Source organism: Parageobacillus sp. KH3-4 (assembly GCF_022846435.1).
Taxonomy (GTDB): Bacteria; Bacillota; Bacilli; order Bacillales; family Anoxybacillaceae; genus Parageobacillus; species Parageobacillus thermoglucosidasius_A.
In genome coordinates this window covers 239,835-254,890 of sequence record NZ_AP025627.1, presented here as the reverse complement: position 1 = coordinate 254,890, position 15,056 = coordinate 239,835, and the positions used below count along the sequence as shown (strand labels likewise).

Annotated in this window: 11 protein-coding genes, 1 pseudogene and 1 riboswitch; of the genes and pseudogenes, 2 read left to right on the top strand and 10 right to left on the bottom strand. The window is 45.2% G+C overall.

Annotation, left to right across the window (positions count from 1 at the left end):
* Positions 1-4: 4 nt before the first annotated feature.
* Together MWM02_RS01320 and MWM02_RS01315 are read left to right on the top strand one after the other, a co-directional pair.
* Entirely contained in the window at positions 5-1,081 is a 1,077-nt protein-coding gene (locus MWM02_RS01320; protein ID WP_244402774.1) for a dipeptide epimerase, read from the top strand.
* Between the two features lie 21 nt (positions 1,082-1,102).
* Positions 1,103-2,110 (top strand): C40 family peptidase, encoded by a 1,008-nt coding sequence (locus MWM02_RS01315; protein ID WP_244402773.1) that lies wholly within the window; start codon positions 1,103-1,105, stop codon positions 2,108-2,110.
* 148 nt (positions 2,111-2,258) lie between these two features.
* Here the strand turns inward: MWM02_RS01315 and MWM02_RS01310 are convergent, their stop codons facing one another.
* The 10 genes and pseudogenes from MWM02_RS01310 to MWM02_RS01265 all read right to left on the bottom strand — a co-directional run.
* The gene (locus tag MWM02_RS01310; RefSeq protein WP_244402772.1) at positions 2,259-3,731 is read right to left on the bottom strand and encodes a sodium:solute symporter family protein; all 1,473 of its coding nucleotides are present in this window, start codon (positions 3,729-3,731) and stop codon (positions 2,259-2,261) included.
* Entirely contained in the window at positions 3,728-3,928 is a 201-nt protein-coding gene (locus MWM02_RS01305) for a DUF3311 domain-containing protein (protein ID WP_064552288.1), read from the bottom strand. The genes MWM02_RS01310 and MWM02_RS01305 overlap by 4 nt, the downstream gene beginning before the upstream one ends.
* A 43-nt stretch (positions 3,929-3,971) precedes the next feature.
* Positions 3,972-5,156, bottom strand: a complete 1,185-nt coding sequence (locus MWM02_RS01300; protein ID WP_064552289.1) for a M20 family metallopeptidase — start codon at positions 5,154-5,156, stop codon at positions 3,972-3,974.
* A gap of 22 nt (positions 5,157-5,178) precedes the next feature.
* Complete coding sequence (locus tag MWM02_RS01295; RefSeq protein WP_244402771.1) at positions 5,179-6,408, bottom strand: Zn-dependent hydrolase; 1,230 nt, start codon at positions 6,406-6,408, stop codon at positions 5,179-5,181.
* 143 nt (positions 6,409-6,551) lie between these two features.
* Positions 6,552-7,853: an ArsR family transcriptional regulator gene (locus MWM02_RS01290; RefSeq protein ID WP_244403581.1), complete on the bottom strand. Its 1,302-nt coding sequence runs from the start codon at positions 7,851-7,853 to the stop codon at positions 6,552-6,554.
* 66 nt (positions 7,854-7,919) lie between these two features.
* Complete coding sequence (locus MWM02_RS01285) at positions 7,920-9,239, bottom strand: YecA family protein (RefSeq protein ID WP_244402770.1); 1,320 nt, start codon at positions 9,237-9,239, stop codon at positions 7,920-7,922.
* A 261-nt stretch (positions 9,240-9,500) separates the two neighbouring features.
* Positions 9,501-10,463, bottom strand: a complete 963-nt coding sequence (locus MWM02_RS01280) for a sporulation protein (RefSeq protein WP_244402769.1) — start codon at positions 10,461-10,463, stop codon at positions 9,501-9,503.
* A 107-nt stretch (positions 10,464-10,570) separates the two neighbouring features.
* A complete protein-coding gene (gene ytaF, locus MWM02_RS01275) occupies positions 10,571-11,233 on the bottom strand; it encodes a sporulation membrane protein YtaF (RefSeq protein WP_244402768.1) in 663 nt (220 codons plus the stop codon).
* A 109-nt stretch (positions 11,234-11,342) separates the two neighbouring features.
* Positions 11,343-13,178, bottom strand: coding sequence for an APC family permease (locus MWM02_RS01270; RefSeq protein WP_244402767.1), 1,836 nt, complete (start codon positions 13,176-13,178; stop codon positions 11,343-11,345).
* 125 nt (positions 13,179-13,303) lie between these two features.
* Positions 13,304-13,451, bottom strand: a riboswitch (cyclic di-AMP (ydaO/yuaA leader).
* A 154-nt stretch (positions 13,452-13,605) separates the two neighbouring features.
* A pseudogene (locus tag MWM02_RS01265) lies at positions 13,606-15,018 on the bottom strand (TrkH family potassium uptake protein); the annotation flags it as partial.
* Between the last annotated feature and the right edge of the window lie 38 nt (positions 15,019-15,056).

Here is a 15,056-nt window from a genome sequence, read left to right as displayed (position 1 = left end):
ATTTATGAAAATAAAAGACGCAACGATCGCCGTACAATCTACCCCATTGATAAAACCTTTCAAAACGGCATTGCGGACAGCTACACAAATAGAAAGCATCGTCGTAAAAATCACGCTGGATAACGGAATGGAAGGCTATGGGGCCGCCGTCCCGACCGAAGCCATCACAGGAGAAACAAAACAAGGAATCATAGGTATTTTAGAAAATGTTCTCATCCCCAAAATCATCGGTAGAGAAATTGAAGAAATCAATAAAAACGATAAAGATATCCAAACAAGCTGCATTGGGAATACAAGCGCAAAAGCGGCATTAGAAATGGCTATGTACGATGCGCTTTGCAAACTGCTAAACATTCCGCTTTATCAATTATTCGGAGGAAAGATGAACCATCATGTCAACGATATGACCATTAGCGTAAATAATATAGAAGAAATGGTCAATGACGCAAAAAAAGTCACAGAGGAAGGTTTTTCGATTTTAAAAATTAAAGTAGGAAAAGAAGCCGAAAAAGATATCGAACGAATTGAACGAATTTATGATGAAGTAGGTCCAAACATTTCGCTTCGCATTGATGCCAATCAAGGATGGACAGCGAAAGATGCGGTGAAGATCATCCAATCGCTAGAACAACTTCATCTTCCGATTGAATTTATTGAACAGCCTGTTTCTAAACATGACATAAAAGGCCTCCAGTTTATCCGTGAACGAGTCAACGTACCGATTATGGCGGACGAAAGTGTATTCTCGGCGCGAGATGCACTAGAGCTGATCCGTCATCACGCTGTTGATTTAATCAATATTAAGCTGATGAAAACGGGCGGACTACGGGAAGCTTACAAGATTGCTAGTCTAGCGGAAGCGGCTGGTATCGAATGCATGATCGGAAGCATGATGGAGCCAACTCTTTCTGTATTGGCAGCAGCCCATTTAGCAATGGCCCATCCGAACATTACAAAAGTCGATTTAGATGCCCCTCTATGGATAAACGATGACAGCAGCCGTTCTTTCTTTCAAGGAAGTAAGATTAACGTTCCTGATTTACCAGGTATTGGTTATGTCCCTTCTATGCCCAATCATTGACCATAAGAAAGGAGATTAGCAATGAAAAAATGGAAATGGTACCTTACTGCATTCCTTTGCTTTTGCATGGTTTTTGGCTTTCTTTCACCAGCAAATGCCAAAACGGACAATGATGAAGCGGCTTATGTTGACGTCTCTGTCGCAACACTTTGGACAGAGCCGAACATTGCAAGAGACATTGACAACCCATCACTATCCAACCCGGTTGATATGTGGAAATGGACAAAAAGCATGACATACGAAGAAAAACTTTGGTTAGTAGGAAATCTCGAAACGCAAGCGTTATACGGCATGAAAGTCACGATACTAGAAAAACGGGGAGATTGGGCTAAAGTTGTCGTACATGGCCAGCCGACTCCGCGCCATCCGCTTGGATATCCCGGCTGGATGCCAATCCGCCAACTGACAAAAGGAAAGGTATTTGCACAATTTCAAGCGAAACCATTTGCCCAAGTCACTTCACCAACTGCATGGCTTTACAAAGATCCAAAAGGAAACCATAAATTTATGGAAATCAGCTTTAACACTCGCCTTCCTGTGGTTCACTCAACAAAAAATGCAGTCAAAGTGATGACACCGAGTGATGGTGCCAAATGGCTGAAAAAAGAGGATGTCCAAATTTTCCGGACGGAAGCAGACATTCCGGCACCAACTGGAGAAGACTTAGTAAATACCGCAAAACAGTTTTTAGGCTTGCCTTATTTATGGGCAGGAACATCCGGATTTGGGTTTGACTGCTCCGGTTTTACCCATACGATTTATAAAGCGCACGGCATCACCATTCCCCGCGATTCGTCCGTACAGGCCCAATTCGGTACACCTGTCCCGGAAAGCGAACTGCAACCTGGCGATCTTCTTTTCTTTGCGTACAATAACGGAACAGGACGCGTCCACCACGTCGGCATGTATATCGGCAACGGCAAAATGATTCACTCGCCAAACTCGAGCACAACCGTACGCATTGATGATTACCGCGCCCCAGGCTATGGCGAAGAGTTCGCCGGCGCAAGAAGATATATCCAAAAATAAGAAAAAACTCAAAAAGGAGACATGATGCTTTGACCCGCATGTGTCTCCTTTTCTTTTTCTCATTATCCCTATCGGCTTCCTGCTACATAATACAATGTCCAGCCCGAACAACCATCGTATGATGAAAACATACTGCAGCTCGTTCTCCCTACATCGCGCTCTTTTCCGTATCGAAGCTGGCAGAACGGGTTGGAATCCAGCTCACCACCACCGTGACAACGATATTCACAATCAATGCAATAATTCCGACATTCAGATCTTGCACGGCCTGCGGCAAGGAAGGGAACAACGTGCCGATGCTGCTGCCGGATAATGTAATATAAGCCACCGTCGCAACCCCAGCGATAATTCCGGCAAACGCTCCCTGTTTCGTTACAAAGTTGTTTTTCATCAAGCTGAGCACAAACGACGGGAACAGCTGCGTCACAAGGCTATACCCCATCAGAAGCAAGGCAACGATCGTGTTTCCGCCGCGGAACGTAAAATATAACGAAATGAAGGCAATGACAGGAACGAGATATTTTGCGAGTTTCGCAACCTGCTCGTCGGTAGCGGAAGAAGAAAACACTTTATAGACGTTTTTCGCAAGCAGCGTCGACGCCGTCATTAAAATCATCGAACCTGGGACCATCGCCGTCAACAACCCGGCTGCGCCGATTAGCCCGACGACCCAAGGGTCAAACGTCTGAATGGACAAGCGCAATAACGCCAAGTCGGCATCGGAACCTTCCAAATGCGGAATTTGCAAGATCGCCGCAAAGCCGACAAAAAAGACAAACAGCAGCACCAATTGATAAATAGGCAAAATTATCGCATTTTTCCGAAAAACATTGGCGTTTTTCGCCGAATAAATCGAACCGAACGTATGCGGCCACATGTAAAAGCCAAGCACCGTCAACAGTACGGTCGAAATAAACCAAGACACGCTCATGCCTTTGCCCGGCAAAGCGAGAAAGCCTGGTTTTGCTTGTTCAATCGCTTCAAACATCGGCTGAATCCCGCCGTAATAATGGAATGGAAGATAAAGTCCTAAAAAGATCGCGACAACAAGAATCATGATATCTTTCACTACCGCTGTCCACGCCGAGCCATGAATGCCCGAAATCGTCACATACACTGTAACGGCAAGAACGCCGATCCAAATCGCCGCCGTCGACGAAATCGTGCCATAGGAAGCTTGGGAAACGATAATGCCTAACCCCTTTAGCTGCAGCACCAGATACGGAATCAGCGCGACTACGCCAACTAAAGAAACAAGCACCCCTAACAGCGGGCTGTTGTACTTGCTGACGAAAAAGTCGGACTGGGACATCAGCTCATGTTCCTTCGCATATTTCCATACTTTCGGAAGCATCCAATACGACAGCACATACGCCAAGCAGCCGTACGCGATAATGTAAAACGTCGGTCCGCCTTTGCCGTAGGCCCAGCCGCTTCCGCCCAAAAAGGTAAATGTCGTATAAATTTCGCCGGCCATGAGGAGAAAGACAAAGATGGTGCCAAACCCGCGGCCGCCGACTGTCCACTGTTCCAAATTCATATCTTTGCCTTTACGCGCTTGCACCCCTAAGTAGAGGGAAAGCAAAAGGAAAGCGAAAATAATCACTAGCGCCGCATTCATGTACGCTCCTCCTCCCGCACTTCCGGATCAAAGCGGTAGACAACCGCCATGATGATCGAAGTAATGATCACCCAAGCAACAAGCCAAAAGAGAATAAACGGCATGCCAAGCACATATGGAGTTACTTTATTGGCAAACGGGATGCCGCCAAGTATGCCAAAAAACGGAATAACCATCAGCCAGCGAATTCCTTTCATCGTTATTTCCTCCCCCATGGAATAAAATAGGGAGCGGAAGCTTTTATGACGCTCCCGCCAATAATTTAAATGCCGCATGGACAAACAGGCGCACGCCGATTTCCAATGCATCTTCATCGATCGTAAAGCGTGGATGGTGATGCGGATAGACGATGCCTTTTTCTTTGTTTCCCGCGCCGACATAGAAGAAGCTTCCCGGCGCTTTTTGCTGGAATGCGGAAAAATCTTCGCCGCCCATATTCGGTTTTATGCGGTCAACCGCTTCTTCGCCAAGCACTTCGCGCACCGTTTCCTCAATCACGCGGGTAACCTCGTCGTTGTTAATGACCGGACGGTAGCCGTATTCAAATTCAAATTCGTATGTCGCGCCATGCGCTTCGGTAATGCCTTTAATAATCCGTTCCATTAATTTCGGCACGCTTTTCCTTAGTGTTTCATCGAAACTGCGCACCGTTCCTTGAATTTCGACGCTTCCCGGAATGACGTTATGCGTCGTTCCTGCGACAAATTGCGTTACCGACACGACCAACGGCTCGAGCGGATCGACATTGCGCGAAACGATATACTGCAAATTGGTTACCACTTGGGCGCCGATCGCAATCGCATCAATCGTTTGATGCGGCATCGCCGCGTGTCCGCCTTTGCCATGGATGCGGATGAAAAAGCGGTCTGGCGCCGCCATCATCGGACCGTAAACAATCCCAATCTTGCCAGCTTCCAACGGTGACCAAAGATGAGTGCCGATCACGACATCAACGCCATCCATCACGCCGGCCTGTACCATTTCTTCCGCGCCGCCTGGATGCAATTCTTCGGCGTGTTGGAAAAGAAAACGGATTTCCCCTTTGATTTGATCGCGTAGCTGGGAAAGAATTTTCGCCGTTCCTAAAAGCATCGCCGTATGTCCGTCATGCCCGCACGCATGCATCACTCCGGGATTTTTCGAGGCAAACTCAAACGTATTTTCCTCTTGAATCGGAAGCGCGTCCATATCGGCGCGAATCGCCACCACTCTCCCCGGCTGATGTCCGATCAGCCGCGCCATCACGCTTGTTTTGGTTGGCCGTGAAAGTTCCAGATTTCCAAACGATTGCAACGTCTCATAAACAAACTGCGCCGTTTTTTCTTCCTGAAAGGACAATTCTGGATTCGCATGCAAATGGCGGCGCCAAGCAATCACTTCCTCTTTCACTTCATCGACAAGCCGTTTGATTTCTTCATTGGTCATGCGTTCTTCCCCCTTTTTTCGTTTATTCTTTCGTCGCCAAATGCAACACCGTATGATACAAAACATTCGCTCCGGCCGCGCAGTCTTCCTTTGAACTCCATTCCTCCGGGCTATGGCTGACTCCGTCTTTCGAGCGAACAAAAATCATCCCAATCGGACAAAGCCCGGCAAGTTGCACTCCGTCATGAGAAGCGCCGCTCGGAAGGGTGAAAACATCAAAACCAAGCTGGCGGCATGCCTCTTTCGCTGCGTTTTGTACAAGTTCGGAACATAATACTGGAGGCATCTTTTGCAGCAGCTCGACAGCGACGCTCACGTTTCGCTCGTTGCCAATTTGTTGCGCTCGTTCGATAATTGACAGGAATACGCTATCGCGCACGGCCGCGTCCAAATCCCGCAAATCTAAGGAAAATTCGACCCGCTCCGGAATGACGTTAATTCCTCCTGGGAACACCTGCATTTGTCCAACAGTGCCAACGGTTGTTCCCGTTTTTCTCGCCTCTTGCTCGATCACTTGGATAATCTGCGCCGCGGCAACAAGCGGATCGCGGCGAATTGGCATTGGCGTCGCCCCAGCATGTTCCGCTTTTCCTTCGATCGTAAATTTCGCCCATACAAGCCCGGCGATCCCTGTGACAATTCCGACGGGAAGATTCGCTTGTTCCAGCACGCGCCCTTGTTCGATATGCAATTCGACATATGCTTTCGCCGATCCTTTGCGCCGCGCCGCCTTGGCGACTTCGCCAGGGTTAAGCCCTGCTTCTTTCATCGCAGCGGCAAGCGAAATTCCATGTTTGTCCCGATGAGCAAGTTCTTCCTCCGACAACGTTCCCGCCATCCCGCGGCTGCCGATCATTCCGTAACTAAAACGAGCCCCTTCTTCATCGGTAAAGGCAACGACTTCAATCGGGTGCTTCGTTTTCACTCCATGTTCGTTCATCGTCTGCAATACTTCTACAGCGGCAAGTACCCCGAGCGGACCGTCAAACATTCCCCCGTTATAAACCGAGTCAATGTGCGACCCAACGAGCACGACAGGCGCATCTTTTTCTTTTCCTTCTTTGCGTCCAATTAAATTGCCTACAGCATCTTCATATACAGCAAGCCCTGCTTCTTTCATGTAAGAAGCGACTTTCTCCTTTGCCGCGCGCTCTTCCTTTGTAAACGATAAGCGGGTAATCCCTCCGGAAGGCTGCTTCCCGATGTTTCCTAATTCCAACAAGCGATTCCAAAGCCGATCTTCATTAATCATTTCGCTCCTCCCTTCCTCATATGATTTACGGATGAATTTCGGTTATGACCTTAATTATAATACAATTATTTAAATTTTTAAACAATTATATTTATAAAAAAAATACAAAAAATATAACGGACAATTGTGCTTGTCCGCTATCTTCATCCTAAAAAAATACGATATACCTTTCTTGGGCGGCCTCGTGGATATGGATTCGTTTCACCAACCACTTCTGCTAATCCTTTTATCTCTAATTCGTGAAGGATTCGCCTTGCGCTTCTCGGCAAAATTTGCATATACGTTGCTAATTCATAAGCATTAATCTCGTTTTTCCCAAGCTTTCGCAATATGGCGCTTATTTTGCTTAAAGTCGCGACGCTCAAATTCGTTTTTTGGCTGATCGCTTGCAATTCCGCACAATCAAACGAATAACATATTTGTTCCGAACGGCCCAGCGGTCCGACAATCGTATCATCATCAAATACGACCATCCACGTGCCTCTTCCGTATTTCTTCGCATGAAGAAACGCTTTTCCAGCATAGATTTCGGCCTCATAAGCCGTTCTTCCCACTCCAATTCCGCATGCGACAATTTCGCGATCCATCTCTTCCAATTCTTTGATCGTCGGAATTATTTTGTAATGATCGGTAATATCCTTTAATGCTCCTCTTGTCGCAAAAATGACATACCGGCCGGGACCAGCGATTTTCAATGACCCTTGTATTTTTTTTGCGTATTTCAACAACTTTTCCGTTACCTTCATTTCCATTTTGTATATTTCATCTGTCGAAAACGTTTCATTGGATATCGCAAATAGCGAATCCACTTCAATCATCTGAACGGCAATTTGTGCGTCTTGAAAGCGCAGCATTTCACCCGTGCGAATAATCATTTGCACAATCGACTCTACTGCCGAACGGGCAGGCAGCACCCGATACACCGGCACGCCGAGCTTCTCTAATTCAAGATGTGCCGTCCGCAAACATGTCACCGCTGCTTTCGTTAACCCTTGCTTCCATAACTCATAATGATACTGTGCCAGCGCTGCCGCGGAAATCCCGCCCTGATAATGTTTCACATGCGGAACTTGTTCGCAAATCCCCACCTCATCCAGCAGCCGCTCGATTTCCGACGGATGGTACGTATCAAAGCTTAATTGCTGGATAGGAATTTGCCGCTCATAATAAATATGCAACAGCGTCCGGTACAAACTTGCCCCCGTGTGCGGAACATAAAACATTGGGCAATCGATTTCTCCCCATTCTTTTACAATGGAATAAGGAACTTGTCCTGAAAAAAGCCACATATCCACTTGATGCATATATGGATGAATTAAATCGATGATTTCTTCTTCGTCCCAATATACAACAGGTATGCAATGCAGTTCTTTATATCCATTCGCAATATTTTGAATAATGGCTAACGAGTCGTCTGCCCCTAATATTCCTAACCGTATGCGAATCGCTTGTCCCTCCCTTTTCAAGGCCGCAAAAGTCCTTCGCTGCCAGCGCAGCAATCAGCATATTATTCAATCCAGCAAATCAGCGATAATCTTTTTGGCGATGGCGCGAATTTCTTGATGATCGTATGTTTTGTTTTCCTCGACTTCAAAAAACTCACGCACCACTTCATTGACGAGATGATCTAACTCCTGTTGATTTCGCTCTTTTCCGAATATATACCCGGTTTTTACAAGTTTATCGAACATCGACTCTACAAGTTCTCTCATGGGATCCATCTCTTCTTCATCCCAAAACGCTTCATGCCATTCCTCGTCGAAATCAGCGAACTCATCGTCCCATTCTTCAGAAAAATATTCCTCATTTTCCATTTCCGATAGGAAACGATACGTGATATGATCCATCATATCGTTCACTTTTTTGGAAATGCTGCTTGCCGAAACACCGTAAAGACGCGCCAAATTCGTTTGCGTCACCGCCTCCCCGCGTAAAACCCGGCAAACGATATAATGCAAAGCAGCTGCGTGCAAAGGAACGCTGCGAATAACGGGCTGATACGTGTCACAATATTCCCGCCAAATCATTTTCGCGATATCCAATTCCGCGCCGTATGGCATTTTCTTTTCCAATTCTTGGGCGACTTCCGCGTAATTTGGGTGTTCCCATTCGAACGAATCCTCCACGAACAACATGATCGACTGAACTACCGCCATCCATACGCTCGGGAAGGACATCCGCAAAAACTCCCGCGCATTCATCATCCTATGCTCTTTCCACATTTCTCTTAGCGAATGGGCAATTTCACGGGCACTCATATTAGGAAACGAAAAAAACGTCGTAAAATACGTGTATGTTTCTCCTGCCGGCACAATAATTCCCATCAGTAAATCTCCTTTTTTCACATGCGGCGACGGTTCACTGTCAAAAATGCGCACGGCTCGCTTTTCCGATGTCAACACATCTTGAATGATGAATTTCCGCTCTTCTTGAATCTCTACCACTATATCAAAAGACGGAACCGCACCAACCCACGACGAAAGAATGGAACGAATGGAAGGACGCCACAATGAACTTCTTCTCCTCACATATCGTTCCACAATCGTTTCCCCTTTCGGCGTCACCGGAATGCAAAAAATCGCCCAATTCATCATAAAAAAGTTAATCGCCTCACCGATTTCCCCATGTCGCTCCCACTGTTTTGTGTCTCCGACTGCTTTCAACAACTCATCTGCGTATTCCCCGGTCGCATACCATAATAGATCATGCATGCATTCTGTTAATTGTTCGTCCATCACCGCCTGAAGCGAAACAACGTTGCCTTTTCCACAGCAATCTTTATATTTTTTCCCGCTTCCACAAGAGCATGGGGCGTTTCTTTCTCGTTTCATTCTATCTCACTCCTTTTTTTCTATGTTTTTATTCTATCAAAAAGGTGGAAAACCGCATCCGCAAAAAATAAAAAACTTTCTTTCTATTTATACCTCTGCATCAGTTAGTAGAAATTGCAACTTAAAGTAAGTAAATGTTTTATAAGGTAAAAAAAAGAGGGTGTCCCAAATTTGAGGAGGACACCCTTCTGTGCTACCGTATATACATCTATATATATGGTATTTCATTTGTGAGCAAACAACCTTTTGCGTCAGTCCCTTTTATAAAATATCGTCATCCCCGCCGTCGAACCAATCGCCTATATCGTCCATCACATCTCCTATGTCATGATCCAATGCGTCCTCAACGACATCCTCGAGCAATTCTTCCGCCGCCATGCCTGCAAGCATTCCTGCCGCAAATCCTCCGATTGCTCCCATCATGCCATGTCCGCCATGATGATGGGATACGTGCTGCGGAGGATAAGAGGAATATGAAACATACGATGTACCAACGTAAGAATGAGGCTGTTGGACCATTTCTTCTATAATCGCGCGCAATTTTCCTGCCATTTCTCCCACATCATCTATTTCCTCATTACTTAAGAATATTTCCCGTTTCAGTTCAGTTTCATGGAAACCACCAAAACCACTCCGTACATCCACTTCCAGATATAATAGTACTCCATTTTCTTCCATCCGCACTGCAAATTCTACTTCTTCAATAATTCCCATCCACTCTTTTGTCGGGAAAAACGCAAATTCTTGGCCATATGCAGTGATTTTCCCGGAAGAAGGTTTTTCACGGAATCCAATATTTCCCAACGCATGAAACAGTTTCTCCAGCGACAGCGGAGGAAGAATATCGATAGCGTCTTGGTCAAAAGCATCGACTCCGTCCGCAATATCTAAACGTGTTACAAATGTGTATCGCACGTGAGGACGAGTAATCGGTAAATGCAACGGAAGCACATACGAAAACGGTAATACCTTTCTTTCTCCCGGCTGAATCGTAAATGAAGAAGAAACCGGAATGACGGCAGCTGTTCGACGGTATGCTTTTCCATCAGCTTGAACGGTGAGCTGCAATTCCACTTCCAGCTTGCGAATTTGTTGTTCCACCGTCCCTCCTTCAATCAAAAATTCTCCTTCCAATGTTTCTCCCAGACGTACATGAGGACGATGCAGCACAAGGTCTACTTTCGCAGCTCCTACTCCAAGCTTAGACAAAAGCTTTTTCCACATTTGTTCATCTCTCCCTGCGGAAATATTGTTTCTACGAATAGTTACGAATATAACAGCCGAAAAGATTCAACATAATGAATCCTAAAGGCCGTCGCCTTTAGGATCATCTACAAAAATATTTTCGTAATTCCGAGGCAGATTAAAATCGTTCCAGGGATGACCGTCGCCTTCTTCATTGCCTTTGTCTTGGAGAGCAGATTTCCCGCTTTTAACCCTAAACCGATAAAAACGATATTTAATATGCATACAAGCAAAGCAAGAATCAATGGCGAATACCCCAAAAAGGAAGCGCTGATTCCCGCGCCAAACGCATCCATCGACAGCGCGAAACCAATCAACATCGCTTCTTTCATACCGATGCTTCCAGAGCGGTCCAAATCCCCTAACGTCGGGCGTTTTAGCACTTGAACGACGATGCCAAACCGCTCCGATTGAAACCTCCATACTTTCATGCGAGGCGGGGCTGCCGCCAACGGTTCAGACATTTCATACTTATCCTCTTCTTTTTTAACTACATTATAAATCGCCCAAATGCCAAGAGCAATTAATATAGCGGAAGCCAACCATCGTTCCACCTGAACCGGCAAAAACAACAAAAGAACGCTGCCGACATACATGGATAGCAATAACATCGCGCTGGACATACATGCGATAACCAGCTTGGAGCAAAGCGGAAATTGAATTTTCCTAATTCCGTATGTCACTCCAATGCTTAAACTGTCCATACTAACGGCAAAGGCCAACATGATCATCGATATATATTTCCACATTATCCGTTCCCCCTACGTTACTATATGCATGATGCACGCAGAGGGAACTTCTTTTGCTTATTCGACATATGTCGATTTCCGGGGAAATATTTCTGCTTCCATCGACACATTATTCCCTTAAATGATACGGTAACGTCGCAATAACAATATCCTTTTTCATAATCAAGAAAAAGCGCAAAATAATCGCCGTTTGATTATGCAAGAGCGCATGCCACCATTTTTTTACGATGAATTGCGGCATTAAGATCGTAATCGGTGAACCGTTGGCTTGTTTTTCCACCTCGTTAATATAGTCTAATATCGGCGAAAGAATGGTGCGATAAGGAGAATAAATCACCTGTAATGGAATATCGGGATAAAATTTTTCCCATTTTGCTCTTAATTTTTGTTCCTCCTCCTCATAGAAAATTACAGAGATTGCCGTAATATCGTTAGAAATACTACGTGCATACTGCACCGATTGCGCGACTAATTTACTTACCCCGGAAATCGGAATAATCACTTTCGGCTTTAACATTTTTTCGCGCCGCGCCCATTCCTGCTCGTCCAGCTTTAATTGTTCTCCTAACTTTTCATAATGGTCGCGAATACGGTAAAACATCCATACTAATAATGGAATGGCAACAATGACTAGCCATGCGCCTTGCGTAAATTTTGCAACGACCGTAATAATGGTGACTAGCCCCGTCACAATTGTTCCTGCCATGACGGTCATTAACGTCGTTATATTTCGCTTTTCTTTCTCTTTCCATATTTTCTTTAACAATCCGCTTTGGCCGATCGTAAACGAAAGAAACACGCCTACCGCATAAAGCGGAATAAGGGAATGCGTTTCACCGTGAAATGCAACGATCAGCACGATCGCCAATATGCTTAAAAGAATGATCCCATTGGAAAATACAAGACGGTCGCCGCGCGCCGACAAGCTTCTTGGCAAAAAACGGTCGTTGGCGATAATGGAAGCGAGCTGCGGAAACCCGGCAAAGCTCGTATTGGCAGCCAATACTAAAATGAACATCGTAATCATTTGAAACAGGTAAAAGAAGATGCTATTTCCGAACACATGATGGCCAATTTGCGAAATGACCGTCTTATGTTCCAATGGCGTCACGCCGAATCCCGCCGCCAAAACGGTAATCCCTAAAAACATCGTGCCTAATAAAAGAGACATCCATCCCATCGTAATCGCCGCGTTTTTCGAACTGTCCGGCTTGAATGCCGGAACACCATTGCTAATCGCTTCTACTCCTGTCATCGCCGAACATCCCGATGCAAACGCTCTTAATAAAATAAACACACTATAGCCTGAAGCAAAAAAATGTGCTGCAGAAGCATGCTCTTTGTAATTAAATCCATGCCACCCTTCATGCCATAACTGCCATCCCCCTGCGGCAATAAGCACTAACACGGAAATAATAAACAAGTACGTTGGATAGGCAAACACCGTTGCCGACTCGGTAATTCCACGCAAGTTTAGAATCATGAGCAGCAATACAAGCTCAACCGCGATTTCCACTTTCCACGGCAGCAATCCCGGAAAAGCGGAGGTCAATGCTGCTACGCCAGAGCTAATGCTGACTGCTACAGTAAGAACATAGTCAATCATTAATGCCGCGCCGGCAACAAGGCTAGTCGTCGTATTCAAATGATCTCTCGCGACCACATATGCTCCGCCGCCAGATGGAAAAGCGTAAATAATTTGGCGATAGGATAATGTAACAAGCAGCAACAATACTAAAATGGCAACCGCAATCGGCAGCGAATAAAAAAACACGCTCGTTCCTAACAACATTAATACTAATAAAATCTCTTCCGTCGCATACGCAACTGATGAAAGCGCATCGGATGAAAACACCGCTAAAGCTTTCCATTTTGGCAGCTTTTCGTGTTTTAACCGTTTTGTTTCCATCGGCGAACCAATAAGCAAACGCTTCAAAGAAGCCATCCGCTCTACCCCCTCTTTTGTCATCACTAACTAGTTTTCCTTGTTCATCCATGATCATTACAAAAAGAAAAAAACCGTTGAGGATGCACTCAACGGCCATATTAAGCAAATGTTTCCCTTTGCTTTACATCCCCCCAAAACGCTTGCGAGGTTAGCTGTCGGGTTAGGGCATGGAGAGGTAGCCCTTCCTCATCGGATTCACCCCAAGTAACGTACATGTACGTTACTAACATTGGTTCCCCCGCTCCATTAAGGATTCAGCGATTATTCTATATGATTGTTCAATCATAGCTGCTATGTTACTCTTCTTTTTCTTTCCTGTAAAGGAGCAACAAGAAGGGATTCAAGGGGATTTTGCTTATTTTACCGCTTTTTATTTTTTCTTTTTCTTTTTTTCTCATGTTTTTGCTTATTTTCTGCTTTCCGTTTAGCCAATCATAATTTTCCCTTTCGGATAACGGAACGGATCCGGCTTGCGATGCAATGTTACAGCGTAAGCGATCGTTAACGGCCCGACTCTTCCGGCAAACATCGTGCATATGATGATCACTTTTCCGAATGGAGACAGCTCCGGTGTCAATCCCATCGATAATCCCACCGTGCCAAACGCCGATGTCGCTTCAAATAAAATCATTAAAAAATCTTTTCCCTGTTCCGTAATAGTGAGCAACATCGTTACAAATATGACGATGAACAATCCGCTGATCGTTACGGTCAACGATTTATAAATCGTATCATACATAATCCGCTTTTCAAAAAAGACTACATCCTCTTTTCCCCTTATTTGCGACCAAACCGCTCCCAATAATGTCGCAAAAGTAGTTGTCTTGATGCCGCCGCCAGTTGAACCGGGAGAGGCGCCAACAAACATGAGAAATATGATCAAAAACAATGTCGGCTGCGTTAAATCAGGAATATTCAACGTGTTCGATCCGGCCGTTCTTGGTGTTACCGCTTGGTAAAGAGAAGCCAAAAACTTGCCAAGCGGCGATAATGGCTCAAGCGTTTTCGGATTGTGAAGCTCTAGTAAAAAAATAAGCAAAGTGCTGAACACTAACAATAGACCGCTTGTGGCAACCGCCACTTTTGTATGCAAAGAAAAGCGGCGCGTCTGCCGATATTCATATATTTCATTCATCACAATAAATCCGATTCCGCCCAACGTGATAAGAGCACATATAACAAGCGTGACAACCGGATCTTCCACATATCCTGTCAAACTGCGGAAATCCCCCATTAAATCAAAGCCTGCGTTATTAAAATTGGAGATTGCATGAAACATGCCAAAATAAAAAGCCTTTAACAACGGCATGTCAAATGAGAAACGAATCGCTAATAATAAACCGCCTATCAGCTCAATCACGACAGTAAAAATTAACACCCGCTTCACTAAACGAACAATTCCCTCTATGGACAAATTATTCATCGCTTCTTGAAGCAATAACCGTTCTTTTAAGGAAATGCGTTTTCCAAGCAGAAACGAAAAAAGCGTCGCAAACGTCATAAATCCAAGTCCGCCAACTTGAATAAGCACCAAAATCACAAGCTGCCCGAACAACGTAAACGTTGTTCCCGTATCAACAACCACCAACCCCGTTACGCATGTCGCCGACGTTGCCGTAAACAATGCGTCTAAAAAAGGAAGGCCTTTTCCATCATTTGTCGCAACTGGAAGCATTAACAGCGCTGTGCCGACCAAAATAATCGCGGCAAATCCAGCCACTAACACTTTCGGAGGGTCTAAATAATATTTTCTTGCCCTTTCCATCTCGGCATCCCTTCCTCGTTTTTTATCCGTTTTCCATAGTTCTTCATCAAGCATAGAAAAAATATACCAAAAAAGAAAGACGTTTTGTACACCGAATTTTTATCATAATG